We start from the raw sequence: 19,139 nt of genomic DNA, 5'->3' as shown, positions 1-19,139 counted from the left end.
TTTTCTTATATGTCTTCATCAAAAATTAGGTCATTGCTTCTGATCGTCATCAGCTCATGGCGGTCAAAATGGCTTTGCATCAGCAGCCTCATCGCCTGGGCACGGATTGATTTTTCAAGGATATTGCGGATATAGCGCCCATTTGAAAAAGCTGTTGTGCTGATATCCGATTTTGCCCATACAAGATGCTCCCTCAGCTTCTTCTCCGCTTCATGGCTCAGGGAATACTCTTTTTCCACAAGCATCTTTTGGGCGATTTCCATCAGCTGCTCTATTGTATAGTCCGGAAAATCGATCACGAGCGGAAATCTTGAGTGCAGGCCGGGATTGAGCGTCAGGAAATAATCCATCTCCCTCGAATAGCCGGCAAGAATCAGGATGAATTCATGCTGCCGGTCCTCCATATGCTTGACGAGCGTATCGATCGCTTCTTTGCCAAAGTCCTTTTCCCCTCCTCTGCCGAGTGAATAGGCCTCGTCTATGAAAAGAATGCCGCCGATCGCCTTTTTGATAAGATCACGGGTCTTTTGCGCAGTATGGCCGATATATTCACCGACAAGGTCGGCTCTTTCCGCTTCAATCAGATGGCCTTTAGCGAGAACATTCATCTTTAGGAAAAGCTTCCCGATCAGCCTGGCGACTGTCGTTTTCCCTGTACCGGGATTTCCCTTGAACATCATATGCAGGGCCTGCTTCCCTGCCTTCAGGCCTGTTTCTTCCCTCTTCTTGTTCACATATATCCACGCATAGATTTCCTTTATCATCCGTTTCATTTCTTCCATGCCGACAAGGGCAGCGAGCTCTTCCTCGATTTCCCTGAGTGCTGCATGCTCCTGAGGCAAGGCCCTTGGAACAACTTGAATGTCAGGGCTATCCTTCGTGAATGGCTTCCTTTTCTGCGAATTGAGCACAATGCTGATCTGGCCATTGTTTTTCATGCGTATCGGCTGGTCCAAAGCTTTCACCTCACTATTTCCCACCAGTATACTCCCTGCTGCCTTTCTTGTGACAAATGCCTATGAATCAGGCAGAATAGGTGCCGCATTTACTGCTAATGCGACAAAATATCCGGTTTTTCAGCCTCCCGGGGCCTGCAGATGTCACATCCTGCGGTTTCCCGAGAAATAACCGTTATTTTTATATATATTCACAAGCATCTGAAATCATTAAAGAAAGTTGCTGAAAAGAGAAATTGTTCTTTTAATATGGCTTTGTTACTCTGTTGGTGATAAATGTTTAAATGGAATGATAAAACCAGGAAGTCCTATCCTTAATTGAGTGCCAGCCAAGCCTTAAAATAAGCGGAGATTCTACTGTTAAGCTGCTGAATATGGCATGAGTGGGTGTAAATTAGCGGAGAAATTCCGGTTAAGCGGAGCGAAGTTGTCCATTTTCCTGTTTTTTGAGTCGATAGACGGAATTTCTCCGTCTATTTGAGCTGTTTTTAGTGTTTTTTCGAAATTAAGGGGAATTCCTCCGCTAATTCCCACCTCCGCCTGTCACTGATTCCCTCATTCAGGCTCGTGAAAGTCCCCTCTTTTATAGCTGGGCGGGAATGGCTCTTAGATGGATTTTAACTATCGGGTGCGTCAGTTTAATAAGCAAGTATAAGTAATATCACCGTTAAACTTTAACAGAGCCTTCAATATAAAAAGCCCGCTTCACGGAGGAAGCGGGCTTGCCTTTATAGTATGGACTATTGCTGTCCTTCAAGATCGATCTGGACATTGCGCTGCGGAGAAAAAGTGGAAATGGCATGCTTATAGACCAGCTGCTGCTTCCCTTCTGATTCAAACAGTACCGTAAAGTTATCAAACCCTTTGATCTGGCCCCTTAATTGGAATCCGTTCAAAAGGAAAACAGTCACCCCAGTGCCGTCCTTGCGAAGCTGATTTAAAAATTGGTCTTGAATATTAACGGATTGTTTCATGATAAATCCTCCTCTTTTGTCTCTAATATTATGTATTCGATTTTATTTGAAGCTTTCCTTCAATATACGCAGAAATTTCCGCGATTTTTTTTTCAAGCAAGCCTGGATCGGATACATGTGTCATATCAAACCATTCCACATTCATCTTGTTTCGAAACCACGTGAGCTGCCTTTTTGCGTATCTGCGTGAATTTTGCTTCAGGTTTTCTATGGCTTCCTCCAAAGAGGCAAGGCCGTTTATGTATTCATACACTTCCTTGTAGCCGATTGCCTGGATCGACTGGCAGTCCTTCAAACCCTGCCGGTGAAGGGCCCTGACCTCTTCCAGGAGGCCATCATGAATCATTTTATCAACCCGGCCGTTGATCCGCTCATAGAGCTTTTCCCTTTCCATGGAAAGCCCAATGATGCTTGTATCGTACAGCAGCTCAGGCGCCTGCTTTTCCTGATACTGTGACATGGTCTTTCCTGTACAGTGGAATACCTCAAGCGCGCGGATCACCCGTCTAGTATTATTGGGATGCATTTTCTCTGCGCTGGCTGGATCGATTTCACACAGTTCCTTAAATAGCGCATCTGCGCCTTCCGCTTCAAGACGCTTTTCCAGCGCCTCCCTGAAGGCTTCATCTGACGGTGCATCGGAAAACTGGTAATCATAGATGACCGATTGTATGTAAAGGCCTGTTCCCCCGACGATCATAGGCATCTTTCCCCTGGAAGCTATGCCGGCGATTTCCTTTCTGACCAGCTCCTGAAATTCAGCTGCCGAAAAGGGTTCATGCGGGGCTTTAATATCAATTAAATGATGGGGGATCCCTTCCATTTCATTTTCTGTTATTTTGGCAGTCCCTATATCCATGCCTTTATAGATCTGCATAGAATCGCCGCTGATGATTTCCGCCCCGAACCTTTTGGCCAGTTCAATGCTGAGCTTTGTTTTGCCGACAGCTGTCGGGCCAATCAGCACAATCAATTTCTGCTTTGTATCCAATCCATTCACACTGCCTTTATCTTTCATTTGCTGCAGCCATAAAGGCTTGATTCCCTTTTAAGGACATCGCTTTCCTATATCCTACCATAACTTGCCTGTACAATTGAATATCTATGCAGTATTGCCATCAGGGTTTTTATTTATTCAGGCAATTCTTCCCTTTTATTTTACCAATTATGATAAAAATTTCATGATTCATTACAGTTTTTTAACGTTTCGATAACATTCGTCAGAGAACCCCCTTTTTCGTGCTAATGTTACAGAAGATTATTATGCAATCATAAGAAAGAAAGAATAGGTGATAGGATGATTTCAACTTCTGAAATTGGAATTGACTTAGGAACTGCTAATATACTGGTATACAGCAAAAATAAAGGCATTGCCCTCAACGAGCCATCTGTTGTGGCCATCGACACAGATACAAGGAAGGTGCTCGCTGTCGGCAGGGAAGCTAAGGAAATGATCGGCAAGACACCGGGCAGAATTGTTGCCATACGCCCTTTAAAGGACGGGGTCATCGCTGATTATGACATTACAACCGAGCTGCTCCGCCATGTAATGAAACAGGCATCCAAAAAGCTTGGATTTGCCATCCGCAAGCCGAATGTTGTGGTCTGCACCCCGTCAGGCTCCACAAGCGTTGAAAGACGGGCCATCCATGATGCAGTCCGGAATGCAGGAGCAAAAAAGGTTCACCTGATTGAAGAGCCTGTTGCGGCAGCAATCGGGGCGGGACTGCCGGTCGATGAGCCTGTTGCGAATGTAATCGTCGATATCGGCGGAGGATCGACAGAAGTGGCGATCATTTCATTCGGCGGCGTCGTAGCCTGCCATTCTGTCCGTATTGGCGGAGACAGGCTTGATGACGATATCATTCAATATGTACGCAAAGAGTACAATGTCCTGATCGGGGAAAGAACAGCCGAGCAGGTCAAAATGGAAATCGGCTATGCCCTCATCGACCATGAGGAAATGAAAATGGACATCCGCGGCAGGGACCTGGTAACAGGACTGCCAAAGACCATTTCCCTAACTTCATATGAAATCAGGGATGCGATGAAAGAATCGCTGCTTCATATCCTTGAAGCGATCCGGGCCACCCTTGAAGACAGCCCGGCAGAATTAAGCGGCGATATTGTTGACCGCGGCGTCATCCTCACAGGAGGCGGCTCGCTGCTGAACGGCATGCAGGACTGGCTTTCACAGGAGATTGTTGTTCCCGTCCACCTTGCGTCCAGCCCGCTTGAATCTGTCGCAATCGGGACAGGCAAGGCGCTCAAGTTTATTGATAAGCTGCAGACGGCAGTGAGGTAACAAACTATAAAAAAATCCAGCCTATAAAACGGACTTCTTACAAGCCGTTTTATAGGCTGATTTGCTTTTTATAAAGATATTTGTCTGCAGCCTCCCCTGCATAATTCATAGCTTCTATGGAAATAATCAAAAATCAGATAGCATATTAGGGGGCGCCGCAAATGTTCGACATAGTCCAGAGACAAAGCGAAAGAGCCAGCCGTCTGGAATTGGAATACTGGCTGAATGAAGATTTATTCAGTCCGCACTGGTGGTTTATTTTTATTTTAAATCTATTATTCATACTTCTATTATTTGTCCTGATTGACCGTCACCGGCTCCTGCAAATGACCATTGCCTTCCTTATCAGCTTTATCCTTGTCGGGATTGTGAATGAATTAGGCTATTTTTATGGCTTATGGACCTATCCGCATCAGTTTATAACCGTCCTTCGCTCGTTCAATGCAGTTGATTTTGCGGTTATTCCGGTGATGATTACCTTAACCTATCAATTCTTCCGCAAATGGAAAAACTATTTGATTGCCAATGCCGCCATTTTTCTCGCCGTCTCGTATTTCATGATTCCCTTGTTTGTCCATTATCGTTTATACATTTTGTATAAATGGAATTATACATATTCATTTTTGTCACTATTTGTTTTATGCTTAGTGGTAAAGGCATGCTCCGACTGGATCTGCAATCGTTCACAGAATCCTTGAGCGGCAGACTTCCTTGATTTTTCACGTTTAAAAGAGCGGATCTGAGTGAGGGAAATGGTGACGAGTTGAAAAATTAGCGGAGAAATTCCCCCTATTTTCAAAAAAACTCTAAAAATAGCTCAAATAGACGGAGAAATTCCGGCTATCGACTCAAAAAACAGCAAAACGGGCAACTTCGCCCCTCTTAACCGGAATTTCTCCGCTTATATACACCCGCCTGTGCCATATTCAGCAGCCTAACCGGAAAATCTCCGCTTATTTTAAGGCTTGCTGGACACTTTTAAAACCATTTCATCATCCTGCCGCGTCTTATATAATCCCTTAACATATAAACTATTCCTTACACGAAAAGAGCCTTGTTCAACGGTGCTGAATTCATTTGCTTTCCCTTTTCATGCTCACCTATCACTTTCCCTCTGTTCCCCTCAGCCCCGCTATCCTGTTCACAAAGCTTTCCTTGGAATCTGTGTACGCTTTAATGCCTGTTGAGGCCTTCTTTATATAACCCAGCTTAAGCTGAACATATTCTTTTCTTGCATCTTCGTTGTCATTTAAATAATCCCTGAAGAAAAGGAGATTTTTCCAGAGTTCTCCTTCATACTCGACAAGATGCAGGAAATGAGTTTTGATTTTGTACTCCTCATCCGCAAATCTGGCAAAAACCACTTCCCCGGGCCGTTTGACTTTGAGTTGAAGAAAACCTGCGGCTTTCAGTCCGTTAATCAGGTGTTTATCAATAGCAGCCAGGTCTTCAACAGCTGTCATAACATCTATGATGGGTTTGGCTGGTATACCTGTGATTGCCGTGCTGCCAATATGCTCGATATGGCTGTCAGGGATATTTGTATTTTCCCGCAGGTCGTTTCGCACCTTTTGAAATTCTGTTTTCCAGCCGGGTGTATACTCTGCCAGCCTTACTTCATCAGCATGTAATCCGAGTTCCATTCAACATTCTCCCCTTTCTCCTGCATATTTCACTGCTTCGCTGGTTTTGCATTTATTTCCTTCCTGGCACAAGAAAATACTCCCCCCTTTGAGCAGAAGTAAATCAGAATTGGAAGGAAAGTTTTTATGTAAGTTTACATAATATAATTATTTAAAACCACAAAACCTAGCTTTCATTGACAAATTATTCTGAACCTATACACTATGAATAACCAATTGAAAGGATGATAGTATGAACTTTTACATCGGCTCGGGTTTTGCCAATATTCATCAGGTCCGGGAGCTTGCGGCATTCTTGAAAGAGCAGGGTTTCCATCAAACATATGACTGGACGGCTAATAGCCGGGCTGCAGATGCGGGGGAGCTCCGTGCAATCGGAGAAGCGGAATATGCAGCAGTGAAGGAAGCTGACTTTGTTGCCATCATTCTTCCGGCGGGGAAAGGCAGCCACATTGAGCTCGGACTTGCACTGGGCTTTGGAAAACGGGTGTATTTATATTCTGCCAAAAATTTGAAGGTTGACCCTGCTGAAGCGTCCACCTTCTATTTTATAAAAAATGTGACTCAAATTAACGGCATGTTTGAGGAATTAAAGCAGGAGATTATAAAAGCAGAATGTCTATATACATAATTTCATAACGAAGACCGGGGCTGGACTGTAGGGGCCATATGCACGTTTGCCTTCCCGCCAAGAAGGGCTTATGTTCATTCATCCTCCTGCAGATTATCCAATCTCATGGCAATAGTTCCCACACCAATCAATTCTCCGGACTGGTCAAAAAGAGGATAGCCGATAAAGCAATAATGATACGATTCTCCTTCGTGAAAACAGCTGTCATAAACCGAGACGGCCTTTTTAACGGCAATGACCTTCTGCTTCAGCTCCAGTATTTTTTTTGCATCTATGCTGTAATTGAGCTCATCATCCCTGGATCCGATAAAATGCTGGACTTTCTCCATGCCAGTCGGGTTATACACCCATGTATAACGGAGGTCCAGATCGCTGTGGGCAAGGATGCTTTTTGTCTGAAAAAATGCGTCCTGAAAAGCATTTGTGTCAGAGAAGAGCAGCAATGGGTCAATGTTAAGGATCTTCCCGATGGATCTGCTCACTTCTTCGCTTGGATTTCTCAACCCAGATTCAATTTGAGAGTAATAAGCTCTGTCTATATGGATAAGCTCTGCAATTTCTGCCTGGGTCAGATTCCTCTTTTCCCTGAGTGCAGTAAGCCAATACCTTTTCATATCACTTCGCCTCCTTTTCTATCATATAGAAAGCCCTTCCTCTGTGGGAAGGGCTTTCTGCAAGTTTTCACAAACCTTTAAGAGATTGTGATAAAATTGGACAAATTTACATGACTCTCTTGAACATCTTTTCCATTTCATAGGTAGAATAATGGATGATGATCGGCCGGCCATGAGGGCATGTGAACGGGTCTGACGATTTGCGGAGCATATCGAGCAGAGCCTGGATTTCATCAGTGCGCAGATGGTGGTTGGCCTTGATAGAAGCCTTGCAGCTCATCATGATGGCTGCTTCTTCCCTCAGCTTTTTCACATCGGCCCTTTTCATCGAAAGCACCTGTTCTATCATATCCTCGATAATCTGCTGCTCTTCTCCCTTAGGGAACCATTGGGGGTGGGACCTGACAATGAATGTGTTCTGCCCGAAATGTTCGAGGAAGATCCCGACCTTTTCCAGTTCAGTAATATGCTCATTGATTTTAATATATTCATCTGCAGGGTACTCAAATGTCAGCGGAACGAGCATTTCCTGAAGCTCGCATTCTACCTGGCCGACTTTGTCCCTGAAATATTCGTACTTGATCCGCTCTTGGGCAGCATGCTGGTCAATGATATAAAGGCCGCGGTCATTTTGGGCAAGAATATAGGTGCCATGCATCTGGCCGATCGGATAAAGGGGCGGCACCCTGTGAACGGCAGCTGCTTCCGGCTCAGCTGTCCCCTCGATCACTTCTTCTTCATCATCTTCCGGAAAGTCCGGGCTGCCTGCAGGCTGTTCCGCCTTGAATGGAAAAGCTATGCTATCAGTCCGCAGAATGTCCTGCGGCTGAAATGCCGGTGCTTCCTCACCTTGCTGGAAAGCCATTACCTCTTTAATGAACATCGGCTGTCCGGTTTCAGATGATGCCTGTCTGCTCTCATTCTGCCTGTGCTGAGCCTGTTCCTTATGTTCCATCTCTTTTTCCGGTAGATGGTCCAGTTCAAAAAAGGTCTGCTCAGACTTCGGCTTTTCTGCCCTTACCGGGGCAAATCCGGCAGGGATCAGTTCCTGTGACTTAAAGGCTTCCTTGATGGTTCCGGCTACAAGCTCATTCAGCTCATGTTCCTTGCTCAGCCTGACCTCCATTTTGGAAGGATGGACATTAACATCCACAAGCAGCGGATCCATCTGCACATCCAACAGCACAATCGGATAACGTCCGATCGGCAGGAGGGTATGATAGCCTTCCTGGATCGCTTTGGCGAGCGGGTAATTTTTGATGAACCGGCCGTTGATCATCGTTGAGATATAATTGCGCGAGGCGCGGGTGATTTCCGGGAGTGCGATATAGCCATGGACATGGAAATCAAGCGAGCTTGCCTCGACGGGAATCATCTTCTTGACGATATTCATGCCGTAAATGGCGGCAAGCACCTGCTGGACATTTCCATTCCCTGCCGTGTGAAGGAGCTTCCGCCCATTATGGACGAGGCGGAAAGAAACCTCCGGATGGGCAAGTGCGAGGCGGTTCACTACATCAGTAATATTGCCAAGCTCCGTGTGGATTGTCTTCATATATTTCAGGCGGGCCGGTGTATTATAAAACAGGTCGGAAATGGTGATATCTGTCCCTTTCCGGCTCGCGGCCTTTTCAAATTCCGCAACCTTTCCGCCTTCGATCAGGATCCTCGTTCCTGCATCACCAGTCGATGTCTTCAATTCAAGCCGGGAAACAGAGGCGATACTGGGCAGCGCCTCCCCTCTGAAGCCGAGCGTCCGGATGCGGAACAAATCATTTTCATCTTTGATCTTGCTTGTGGCATGGCGCTGGAAGGCCGTCATCACATCGTCTTCTTCAATGCCTTCCCCGTTGTCAACGATGCGGATTTTTGCCAGGCCCGCCTCTTCTGCATCAATTTCGATTATGGTGCTTCCCGCATCAATGGAATTCTCCACCAGTTCTTTTACGACAGATGCCGGCCGTTCGACCACCTCACCTGCGGCAATTTTATTGGAAAGGGCATCATCGAGCTGAACTATCTTTCCCACGAGCAACACCTCCTCTTTCTATTTCTTCGTGCTTTTTGCCGTTTTTTGCAATTCGTATAACATATTCATCGCATCAAGCGGCGTCATTTCAAGAATATCCATCTTGGCCAGCTTGTCCAGGATTTTCTTTTCCGCCGGGCTCAAGCTAGCTTTCTTCGGCTCAGCCGGGCCATCAAAGAATGACAGCTGGGCATCGTGAACTTCCGGGGCCCGTGCCGGGGCCGAGTCAGCTGCGGCGATCTCATGCATGCCTGCCGCGACTTTTTCGCGTACCGGCAGTACAGCGGGTTCTGCCTCTTTCTTTTCAAGCTGCTCAAGTATTTCATTCGCCCGGTCAATCAATTCTGCCGGCAGCTCTGCCAGCTGGGCAACATGAATTCCGTAGCTCTTGTCTGCTGCCCCTTCTTTGATTTTATGGAGAAACACAACTTTGCCATTCTGCTCTATGGCACTTACATGGACATTCTGCAGATCCGGCAGCTCTTCAGCAAGCACTGTCAGCTCATGATAATGTGTAGAAAACAGTGTCTTGGCCCCGATCCGGGAATGGATATATTCAATGATCGCCTGGGCCAGCGCCATTCCATCATAAGTTGAAGTCCCGCGCCCGATTTCATCGAAAAGGATGAGGCTGTTTTGTGTGGCATTGGCAATCGCATTCTTTGCTTCCAGCATTTCAACCATAAAGGTACTCTGGCCGGAAATCAGATCATCCGCTGCCCCGATCCTTGTGAACACCTGGTCAAAGATCGGCAGGACCGCCTCAGCTGCAGGTACATAGCAGCCGATCTGCGCAAGGATGCTGGTTAAGGCAACCTGACGCATATAGGTACTTTTACCGGACATATTCGGACCAGTGATCAAAAGCAGCCCGCGGCCGTCACCCATCACACAGTCATTCGGGACATACTCCTGGCTGTCCATCACTTTTTCCACCACAGGATGGCGCCCTTCTTTTACCCTGATTTCACGAGTATCGGAAAAAACGGGGCGGACATAATGGCGGTCCTCGCTGATCTGCGCAAAGCACTGCAGCACATCCAGCTCGCTGACCGTCCTTGCGAGAGACTGGAGCCTTGGGATATATTCCTTTACATGGTCGCGGACATGGCAGAACAGCTCATATTCGAGCTCGGTAATGCGCTCTTCCGCTTCAAGGATCAGTGTTTCCTTCTCCTTCAGCTCAGGGGTGATATACCGTTCGGCATTGGCCAAAGTCTGCTTCCGGTCATACCGCCCTTCCTCAAGCAGGTGGATATTGGCCTTCGTTACCTCGATATAGTAGCCAAATACACGATTATAGCCGATTTTTAAGGACCTGATGCCCGTGCGTTCCCGCTCCTGGGCCTCGAGCTGGGCAATCCATGTCTTTCCGTTCCTGCTTGCATCTCGGTACTGGTCCAGGTCTTCATGATAGCCGTCACGGATCATATTGCCGTCTTTTACGGAAATCGGCGGATTATCGACAATCGCGCTTTCAAGAAGGTCTGTGATCTCCCCGCAGGCATCAAGCTTTTCGGCCAGTGCTTTCGCATCTTCATTCTGAAGGCTGCCGACAAGCTCCTTCAGCAGCGGGACCTGGAGAAGCGAGCTTTTCAGCTGGATCAGATCGCGGGCATTAACATTCCCGAATGCGACACGGCCGGCCAGGCGCTCAAGATCGTAAACCTCTTTCAATTTTTCACGCAGATCCTGCCTGGCGAAATAATCATCCAGCAGAGACTGGACAAGCGAATGGCGCCGCCCGATCGCATCTTTATCGATCAATGGACGGTCGATCCACTGCTTCAGCATCCTTGCCCCCATCGCCGTCTTCGTTTCATCAAGAAGCCATAAAAGCGATCCTTTTTTCCCTTTTGACCTGATTGTTTCAGTCAGCTCCAGATTCCTTTTGGAAAAATAGTCGATCTTCATGAATTGATGCACCTGGTATGTAGCAAACGGCTGCAGGTGGTCAAGGCTCCGTTTCTGGGTCCTGAACAGATAATTCAGCAGTCTCGCCGCTGTCTCTCTGAGCTTGTCCTGATTCAGGCCATCCAAAAGGGGACCGTTCATCTCTGTTATGCTTGCATCCTGTTCGTATGACACAGCTGCGACAGAACGCTCCCTGAATTTGCGCTCAGAATCCGGGTCAAAATCAGAAGAAACCACCACTTCCTTCGCTCCGGACATGGCAAGCTCATTCAAAACCTCTTCTTTGCCTGCCAGCATGGTGATTTTATTCTCGCCTGTTGAAAGATCATTGCAGGCAAATCCGTAAGAGCCGTCCGGAAAGGCGGAGATGGACGCTATATAATTGTTTTCCTTTTCATTAAGTCCGCGCCCTTCCATCAGGGTCCCGGGAGTGATGAGCTGCACCACTTCCCTTTTCACCACTCCCTTGGCCTGGCGGGGATCTTCTGTCTGTTCGCAGATGGCTACTTTATAGCCTTTTTCTACTAGCTGCTCTATATATTGCTGGGCTGAATGGTAGGGAACCCCGCACATGGGGATTTTTTCTTCCACTCCGCCATTCTTGCCTGTTAATGTAATTTCCAGTTCCTGCGACGCCCTGATGGCATCTTCAAAAAACATTTCATAAAAATCCCCGAGCCTGAAAAACAAAAAGGCATCAGGATAGTCTGCTTTTACTCGTAAATACTGCTGTATCATCGGCGTGTAAGCTGCCATATTATCCTCCTGCACCATCTCTCAATATTTCATCTTCAGCTATCTATTATAACATAAGCGATGCTGGCATTGTTTGCTGATGGACAATTGGGGAGCAGGCAGAATCACGAGTTTGAGGGGAAATTTGGAATAGAAGGCCCAAACATCCTCTGCCAGAAAAATAGTACTTTACTTGTTATCAAGAACCCATACAATCCAGCAATATATTAGCCATTACTCCTTCAAATGCCCGCTGTATTCATCAGCACTATCCTCCAGCCGTCAGGATCTTCAATAGTGATACCGCCCCTTCCCCAGTAGGGATTCTCCGGCTCGACTTCCTGGTATCCCATTGCAAAAAGCCGGTCAGCCGCTGTGTTGAGCATATGAAGGTCAGGGATGTACAGGACAAGCAGATGGTCTTTTGCAGGACCTGGGAGTTCGTGTCTTACATCCGTCTGGGTGAACTCAAGATGATATTCCCTCTCCGGAAGCCCGTACATAACGCCTTTATATCCTTCATGGTGGAATCCGCCCAGCTCCTTAAGTCCAAGGCCAGCTCCATAAAATTGCTTTATTTTTTCCAGCTGGTTTGTCGGCCTGGCGAGCCTCACTTGGACGGCAGGAACAGGCTGCTGCCACTCCCCTCTGACTTGTATCTCATATGGAAGTTCATCATCCATATAGTGGGCATCCCTGCTGCCAGAGACAATCAGCATAATAGGGTGGATTTCAGCGGCCCGGTCTGTCGGATACCAGCAGCGCCCTTCTTTTACAAGGACGAGGACACCCGCATCATCACCATAAAAAGCGAATGAACTGCTGTCTGCCCCATGCTTATCGTCAAGAAGCGGCATCAGCTTTGCCCTCATTCCGGCAACGTCAGCCGAAGGAAATCCCACTTCCCCGACATCATGCCATCCCCCGGCTGCTTGGCACCGCAATGCCGGCCGCTCAAGGCACTCAAGGATGTTTCCGTCCGGATCGGTGAAATAGGCCTGCTTTCCTTCCCAGAACATGCTGTAGTCACCCTCCTCATTGGCAAGCAGACAGCTTTCTGCTCCCAGCCTGCTGAATATATGTTCAAAATAAGCTGCATCTGTCCGGAAGCAAAGATGATAATAAGGAATTGTTCCCCCTTTTTCAAAAAAAAGCTTTGTACTTCCTGCCCTTACCGAAAACCACCTCTCAGTCTGGTGAATCAGCTCCATCTCAAGAACTTCCGTATAAAAGGAGCACATCTCTTCAAGATGGAAGCACTGTAAGTTAATCTGATAGATCTGCATGATCTTCTCTCCCTTGTCTGCCAATTCGCTTCAGCTTCATTATAAGAGAAACGTTATGCAGAAAATTCAGCCTGAAGACTGAGGCTTCCTTCATCTTTTTGGCTGGCAGCATTACGCCAGAAAACAAAAGAAAACTAGGAAGCGGAACCTTCCTAGTTTACGATTATTCCTCTTCTGTTCCGACCAGGAAGTGTGGATTCAGATCCTCGAATTCCTCATCCTCGACATCGAGGCCCCATACTTCGTCATCATCGCAATCGCATTCTCCGTGGTAGACGGCAACACAGACTTTCGTCTCGCCGATCACTTCTACAAGGAATTCCCTTTCCACGTGAACGATGATTTTGTTTCCGTTCGGGGAAATGACTGCTTCAACACAATTCGGCTGCTGCAGTACTTTGGCAATGACATCCTGATCATCTAAGCAGTCATGATCACGGTATTTAAGTTTGATGACATCTTTATATTCAACCCGTTCAGTAACGACTTCCGTCTTCGTATTGTCGTTATAGGAATACCAAACGTTAATGTCATAATAGCCGCAGATTTCAACTGTCTTGCCGACCTTTTTCGCCTCATACTTGTGGTTTATAATCCAACAGCCAAGGATGCTTGTCGGGTGGTGTGCCGGGCATATCGTATGATTGGACTGGGTGAATTTGCGTCCCTTCGCTACGACGGCTTTTGTAATTATCTCTCTGTATTCTCCCATTGCGAGCGAACCCTCCTCATTCATTTTCAATTCATCCTATGCGGGATATTAGACTAGTGTGATTACAATTTTAAGGGTGCATGCAAAGCTTCTTGTAGGGTGCGATATACGGTATTCTATGCGGATACCCATGGTTTGGTGCCATGGTATCGGCTGGGGGGCACAGGATGAAGGAGACTGATTTTATAAAAATACAAAAAAAACCCTTGCTCCCAAAAGGGATGCAAGGGTCCTCAGCTTTAATGCTTGCAGCTGTTTTTGTTCTCCAGTTCTGCTCCTGTTTCACCGCTCAGGATGTTGCCTCCTGTTGAAACGAGGATTTCATCTGTGACTTTATTGCTGATTGTGTTTGCAACAAGCTGCAGAAGTTCATTCACTTCGACCTGGGACTGCTTGAATTCCTGGACAACCGGGATCTCGTCAAGCTGGCGCTCAAGCTCCTCGATTTTGGCTTCGGTCTTTTTTAAAGCTTCTTCTTTGCCAAAATGCTGCAGATTGACTGCCTGCTTCTGCAGTCCTTTTATGCTGGTGATCGCTGTACGGACCTTTTCATTGCTGTGTATCTGTGCTTCCGCTCTTTTGAAAAAGTCCACTTCTTCTGTCTCTGCTATGATTTGTGCAAGCTCCCTTGCACGTGCGATAATGTCGTCTTTAGTATATTTTCCCATTATTTCACCTCAGCTGGTTGAAGCTCTTCAACCATTTCTCCATTTAATGACCATGTTTTTGCATCTGTAATTTTAACAGAAACAATTTTTCCAATTGCTGACTTTGGTCCTTTAAAGTTTACAAGCTTGTTTTTTCTTGTATACCCTGCCAGAACCTCAGGATTGTTTTTGCTTTCGCCTTCAACCAGGACTTCGACAGTCTGGCCGTGATATTTCTTCATCGCTTGTGCCGACATGTCATTAACGAGGGCATTCAGGCGCTGAAGGCGTTCTTTCTTGACCTCCATCGGGACATTATCCTTCATCTTGGCCGCTGGTGTGCCTTCACGCGGAGAGTAGATGAATGTGTAGGCAGATTCATATCCGACTTCCTTGTAAAGTGAAAGAGTTTCCTCGAACTGCTCTTCCGTCTCATTCGGATAGCCTACGATGATATCCGTTGTGAAAGTTGCATTCGGAATGGCCGCCCTGATCTTCCTCACAAGCTCCAGGTATTGTTCGCGCGTGTACTTCCTTGCCATGATTTTCAGGACATCCGTAGAGCCGGACTGGACTGGCAGGTGGATGTGTTCAAGAAGGTTTCCGCCTTTGGCAAGCACTTCAATCAAATGATCATCAAAATCACGCGGATGGCTTGTAGTGAAGCGGATTCTCGGAATATCAATCTTTCTGATTTCATCCATCAGATCGCCCAGGCCGTACTGCAGGTCAGTAAAGTCCTTGCCGTACGCATTGACATTCTGGCCAAGAAGGGTGATTTCCTGATACCCTTGGGCGGCAAGCTGGCGCACCTCCTGGATGATTTCTTCAGGACGGCGGCTCCGCTCCTTGCCCCTAGTGTAAGGAACAATGCAATAGGTGCAGAATTTATCGCAGCCGTACATGATGTTGACCCAGGCCTTGATATTGCCTTTGCGGACTTTAGGAAGATTCTCAATGACATCTCCCTCTTTTGACCACACTTCAACAACCATCTCTTTGGACATATACGCTTCCTGCAGAATGTTCGGAAGTCTGTGGATATTATGCGTGCCAAAGATCATATCCACCTGGTCATATGTCTTGAGGATTTTATTCACTACAGATTCTTCCTGGGACATGCAGCCGCATACGCCGAGCAGCAGGTCAGGGCGTTCCTTCTTCAGGTGCTTCAGATGGCCAAGCTCGCCGAATACTTTGTTTTCAGCATTCTCGCGGATTGCGCATGTGTTCAGCAGAATGACATTCGCATCCTCGACAGTGTCAGTCGGCTCATAGCCGAGGCTGAGGAAAATGCCGGCCATGACTTCTGTATCATGCTCGTTCATCTGGCAGCCGAATGTTCTGATATAAAATTTGCGGTTATTCCCCATGCCGTGGAATTCAGCCGGAATATTGAAATCTTTATGATAGCGGACCTCTTCTTTTCCGCGTTTTTTTGCATCTTTCAAGGAAGGAGGCGCATATACGGTTTCAAAGTATTGGCTGTAGTCCTTTTCGGATTTTTTGTCCGAAGGATCGGCAGCTGCCAGCTGGCCTTCCATCCGCTGTTTTTCGTTCATAGAAAGTACCCCTTTCTTCTGTATATCCAAACAGTAATCGCTGTTTTCATTTTTATCATGTAAGCGCAGTTAGAATGTTGTACACATTATAATAGTATAAGGGTTTAAAACGCTGAAAACAATAGAAATCCTGCAAGGATACTGTCTCTATTGGTACTTTGCTGCTTTAGATGATGTGTTATTTAAAGTCTTAAAACGAGAAAAGCAAGGGCTTGGCAGTGCCCCTGCTTTTCTCATGATCCAGTCTGTTGTTTTCCGGTCCAGGAGCTTCGCTTTCCGCGGGGCGGCGCTGAGCCTCCTCATCGCTTACGCTCTTCCGGGGTCTCAGCTATGCCGCTACTTCCCGCAGGAGTCTTAGCTCCTTCCACTCCAAACAACAGAGCTTATAGAATTTATTTGCAGAATACAGTTGTTTTAGTACTATGTGTTCTAAGTATTTAGTTTCTGAACCCTGAGTCTTTCTTCAGCTTAGCGGCTTTTCAACTTACATAAATTCAGCTGTCAGTTTGCCGAAATGCTCTTCGTCCAGATTCAGGTCGGCATGGGCAAGAGGAGTTTCGGAATAGCCAGGGAGCATTTCCTGGTAGGATTTGCGCTCTGTATCCTGGTAGATCAGGCCTGTGACGAGTCCGTCATGCTTCATCAGCGTCTGCATTGCCATGGAGCGGTCTGAAGAGTCGTAGCCTTCTACCTCGGCCAGCTTCGTCAGGTTTTCTTTGAACCAGTCGTACGTATTCACTTTATTGTAAGTGACGCACGGGCTGAATACGTTGATGAGCGAGAAGCCTTTATGCTTGATGCCTGCTTCGATCAGCGCTGTCAAGTCCTTCAGGTCGGTCGAAAAACTTTGGGCTACAAATGTCGCACCTGCTGTCAGTGCCAATTCCATCGGAGAGATGGCTTGCTCGACAGAGCCGTGCGGCGTGGACTTTGTTTTGAATCCTGCAGCAGACCTTGGCGACGTCTGCCCTTTTGTCAGACCGTAAATCTGATTGTCCATGACAATATAGGTAATATCGACATTGCGGCGGATGGAATGGACGGTATGCCCCATTCCGATGGCAAAGCCGTCACCGTCGCCGCCGGAAGCGATGACAGTCAGGTCGCGGTTCGCCATTTTAAGGCCCTGGGCAATCGGCAGTGCGCGCCCGTGGATGCCGTGGAATCCATATGAGTTAATATAGCCGGAAATCCTGCCGGAACATCCTATCCCGGAAACGACTGCAAGGCTGTCTGGCTGCAGCCCCACATTGGCAGCTGCCCGCTGGATGGCGGCCTGGACAGAGAAGTCTCCGCATCCGGGACACCAGTTAGGCTTGACGTTATTGCGAAAATCTTTGAATGTGGCCATTAGAACAGCTCCTTGCAAGTGGTATGGATTTCATTCGGCAGGAACGGATTCCCGTCATATTTCAGGATTTTATTGATTTTTTGATGCTGGCCGACATTCATTTTAATCATGTTTGCCAGCTGTCCTGTTGCATTATTTTCAATAACGGCCACCTTTTTGGCAGAATCCATCAATGGTCTCAAGCTTTCAGACGGGAACGGGTGGATTAGGCGGATGTGCGCATGATTTACTTTTAGGCCATCCTTTTCAAGGCGGCCCATTGCTTCCTCAATAGCTCCCCTTGTGGAGTTGAAGCCGACAATCAGGAGGTCAGCTTCGTCATGCGGAGCATTTTTATGGACCGGATTGCTGAATTTGATATTCTCGACTTTCCGGAAACGCTTGTTCATCTGATCTCTACGGTTTGCAGCGGATTCAGAAGGCTTGCCGGTTTCGTCATGTTCCACGCCGGTTACGTGGTGGATGCCGTTCTTCATGCCTGGCACCACGCGCGGGGACACACCGTCTTCTGTCACTTCATAGCGTTTGAAATAACCTTTGTTCTCGATTTCAGGCAGCTCTTCGTCCACAAGCTTGCCCCTGCGTATTTCAACTTTGCTGAAGTCGAGCGGTTCCACTGTCTGTTTGCCGAGAGACAGCTGCAGATCAGAAAGCATGATGACAGGGCACTGGTATTCTTCCGCGAGGTTGAAAGCTTCCGCTGCATCATAGAAAGCTTCCTGGACCGTGCTTGGGGCAAAAACGATCTTCGGGATTTCCCCATGAGTTCCATAGATCATCGCCATCAGGTCAGATTGCTCCTGCTTTGTAGGAAGGCCTGTAGAAGGTCCTCCACGCTGTGTGTCTACAATCACAAGCGGTGTTTCGGTAATGCCGGAAAGGCCGATAGCTTCCATCTTCAATGACAGCCCGGGTCCTGCAGAAGCCGTCATAGCACGGACGCCGCCATAGTTGGCGCCGATTGCCATGGTCACAGCCGCAATTTCATCTTCTGTCTGGATGACGCTTCCGCCTAGAGGAGGAAGCTTTTTGATCAAGTATTCCATGATTTCGGAGGCAGGAGTGATAGGGTAGGCGGCCATGAAGCGGCAGCCGCCGGCAAGCGCACCAAGTGCGATGGCATCATTGCCGATCATGAACATGCGCTTTTTCCCATCAGCTTTTTCAAGCTCCATCGTTTCTGCGCTTTCTCCAGCCAGTTCCTTCATCCGGTCAAATCCAGCTTTGATGGCTTCCATATTCTTATCAACAACCTGCTGCCCTTTTCTGCCGAAAATCTCCTGGACAACTTCCTCAAAAACTTTGATATCCAGGTTAAGAATGGCACAAGTAGCCCCGACAGCGACCATATTTTTCATCAAAGAGGTCCCAAGTTCAGTGGCAAGCTCTGTAAAAGGTACTGCAAACAATGATGCATTCGTATCCTCAGGCTTCTTCGGATCGAATTTCGCATCAGCGATGATGACGCCTTTATCATGAAGCTCTTTATAGTTCACATCGATCGTTTCCTGGTCAAAAGCTACTAAAATATCAAGATCATCAGAAATGGAGCGGATCTGGGACGTGCTGACACGAATTTTATTATTCGTGTGGCCCCCTTTGATCCTTGAAGAGAAGTGCCGGTACCCGTACAGATAATAACCAAGCCGGTTAAGGGCTATAGAGAAGATTTCCCCTGTACTCTCGATTCCTTCCCCCTGCTGGCCGCCTACTTTCCAAGAAAGCTGCTTTAACATTCATTACACCCCTTCGGATTGTTCTATATATGTATAATTGTATG

General features: G+C 47.2%; 16 protein-coding genes and 1 pseudogene. 3 read left to right on the top strand and 14 right to left on the bottom strand.

Going from position 1 to position 19,139, the window contains the following annotated elements; genetic code table 11:
- Positions 1-5 precede the first annotated feature (5 nt).
- The 3 genes from spoVK to miaA all read right to left on the bottom strand — a co-directional run bounded on the left by spoVK (position 6) and on the right by miaA (position 2,948).
- Positions 6-956, bottom strand: a complete 951-nt coding sequence (spoVK, locus tag AC4E8B_RS10260) for a stage V sporulation protein K (protein ID WP_490219614.1) — start codon at positions 954-956, stop codon at positions 6-8.
- A 740-nt stretch (positions 957-1,696) separates the two neighbouring features.
- Positions 1,697-1,930 carry an RNA chaperone Hfq gene (gene hfq / locus AC4E8B_RS10255; protein ID WP_022543740.1) on the bottom strand — a complete coding sequence of 78 codons (234 nt, stop codon included), beginning with the start codon at positions 1,928-1,930 and terminating at the stop codon, positions 1,697-1,699.
- Between the two features lie 28 nt (positions 1,931-1,958).
- On the bottom strand, positions 1,959-2,948 hold the full coding sequence (gene miaA / locus AC4E8B_RS10250) for a tRNA (adenosine(37)-N6)-dimethylallyltransferase MiaA (protein ID WP_490218719.1): 990 nt from the start codon (positions 2,946-2,948) through the stop codon (positions 1,959-1,961).
- 279 nt (positions 2,949-3,227) lie between these two features.
- Between miaA and mreBH the strand changes: the two genes are divergently transcribed.
- Together mreBH and AC4E8B_RS10240 are read left to right on the top strand one after the other, a co-directional pair.
- A complete protein-coding gene (mreBH, locus tag AC4E8B_RS10245) occupies positions 3,228-4,235 on the top strand; it encodes a rod-share determining protein MreBH (protein WP_490218717.1) in 1,008 nt (335 codons plus the stop codon).
- A gap of 161 nt (positions 4,236-4,396) precedes the next feature.
- Complete coding sequence (locus tag AC4E8B_RS10240) at positions 4,397-4,933, top strand: hypothetical protein (RefSeq protein ID WP_490218715.1); 537 nt, start codon at positions 4,397-4,399, stop codon at positions 4,931-4,933.
- A 405-nt stretch (positions 4,934-5,338) separates the two neighbouring features.
- On the opposite strand, the gene AC4E8B_RS10235 is transcribed toward AC4E8B_RS10240, so the two are convergent.
- Positions 5,339-5,878: a GrpB family protein gene (locus tag AC4E8B_RS10235; RefSeq protein WP_490218713.1), complete on the bottom strand. Its 540-nt coding sequence runs from the start codon at positions 5,876-5,878 to the stop codon at positions 5,339-5,341.
- A 232-nt stretch (positions 5,879-6,110) separates the two neighbouring features.
- Between AC4E8B_RS10235 and AC4E8B_RS10230 the strand changes: the two genes are divergently transcribed.
- Entirely contained in the window at positions 6,111-6,509 is a 399-nt protein-coding gene (locus AC4E8B_RS10230) for a nucleoside 2-deoxyribosyltransferase (RefSeq protein ID WP_490218711.1), read from the top strand.
- A 74-nt stretch (positions 6,510-6,583) separates the two neighbouring features.
- Here AC4E8B_RS10230 and AC4E8B_RS10225 read toward each other — a convergent pair whose 3' ends face one another.
- The 10 genes and pseudogenes from AC4E8B_RS10225 to AC4E8B_RS10180 form a co-directional block, all read right to left on the bottom strand.
- Entirely contained in the window at positions 6,584-7,123 is a 540-nt protein-coding gene (locus AC4E8B_RS10225; protein WP_490218709.1) for a helix-turn-helix domain-containing protein, read from the bottom strand.
- Positions 7,124-7,229: 106 nt separating this feature from the next.
- Positions 7,230-9,152: a DNA mismatch repair endonuclease MutL gene (gene mutL / locus AC4E8B_RS10220; protein ID WP_490218707.1), complete on the bottom strand. Its 1,923-nt coding sequence runs from the start codon at positions 9,150-9,152 to the stop codon at positions 7,230-7,232.
- An 18-nt stretch (positions 9,153-9,170) separates the two neighbouring features.
- Positions 9,171-11,822, bottom strand: coding sequence for a DNA mismatch repair protein MutS (gene mutS / locus AC4E8B_RS10215; protein WP_490218706.1), 2,652 nt, complete (start codon positions 11,820-11,822; stop codon positions 9,171-9,173).
- 221 nt (positions 11,823-12,043) lie between these two features.
- Positions 12,044-12,484 carry a VOC family protein gene (locus AC4E8B_RS10210; RefSeq protein WP_490219612.1) on the bottom strand — a complete coding sequence of 147 codons (441 nt, stop codon included), beginning with the start codon at positions 12,482-12,484 and terminating at the stop codon, positions 12,044-12,046.
- Between the two features lie 291 nt (positions 12,485-12,775).
- Positions 12,776-13,087: pseudogene (locus AC4E8B_RS10205) on the bottom strand (VOC family protein); the annotation flags it as partial.
- 163 nt (positions 13,088-13,250) lie between these two features.
- Entirely contained in the window at positions 13,251-13,799 is a 549-nt protein-coding gene (locus AC4E8B_RS10200; protein ID WP_490219610.1) for an outer spore coat protein CotE, read from the bottom strand.
- Positions 13,800-14,038: 239 nt separating this feature from the next.
- Complete coding sequence (locus tag AC4E8B_RS10195; protein WP_490218704.1) at positions 14,039-14,467, bottom strand: YlbF/YmcA family competence regulator; 429 nt, start codon at positions 14,465-14,467, stop codon at positions 14,039-14,041.
- Positions 14,467-16,008: a tRNA (N6-isopentenyl adenosine(37)-C2)-methylthiotransferase MiaB gene (gene miaB, locus AC4E8B_RS10190; protein WP_490218703.1), complete on the bottom strand. Its 1,542-nt coding sequence runs from the start codon at positions 16,006-16,008 to the stop codon at positions 14,467-14,469. Before miaB ends, AC4E8B_RS10195 begins: the two co-directional genes overlap by 1 nt.
- 484 nt (positions 16,009-16,492) lie before the next feature.
- Complete coding sequence (locus tag AC4E8B_RS10185) at positions 16,493-17,359, bottom strand: 2-oxoacid:ferredoxin oxidoreductase subunit beta (protein WP_490218701.1); 867 nt, start codon at positions 17,357-17,359, stop codon at positions 16,493-16,495.
- On the bottom strand, positions 17,359-19,095 hold the full coding sequence (locus tag AC4E8B_RS10180; protein WP_490218699.1) for a 2-oxoacid:acceptor oxidoreductase subunit alpha: 1,737 nt from the start codon (positions 19,093-19,095) through the stop codon (positions 17,359-17,361). Before AC4E8B_RS10180 ends, AC4E8B_RS10185 begins: the two co-directional genes overlap by 1 nt.
- Between the last annotated feature and the right edge of the window lie 44 nt (positions 19,096-19,139).

The organism is Bacillus sp. SRL543 (assembly GCF_984799205.1).
Note: the sequence above shows the minus strand (reverse complement) of the source record. Positions and strands in the feature narration are given on the sequence as shown.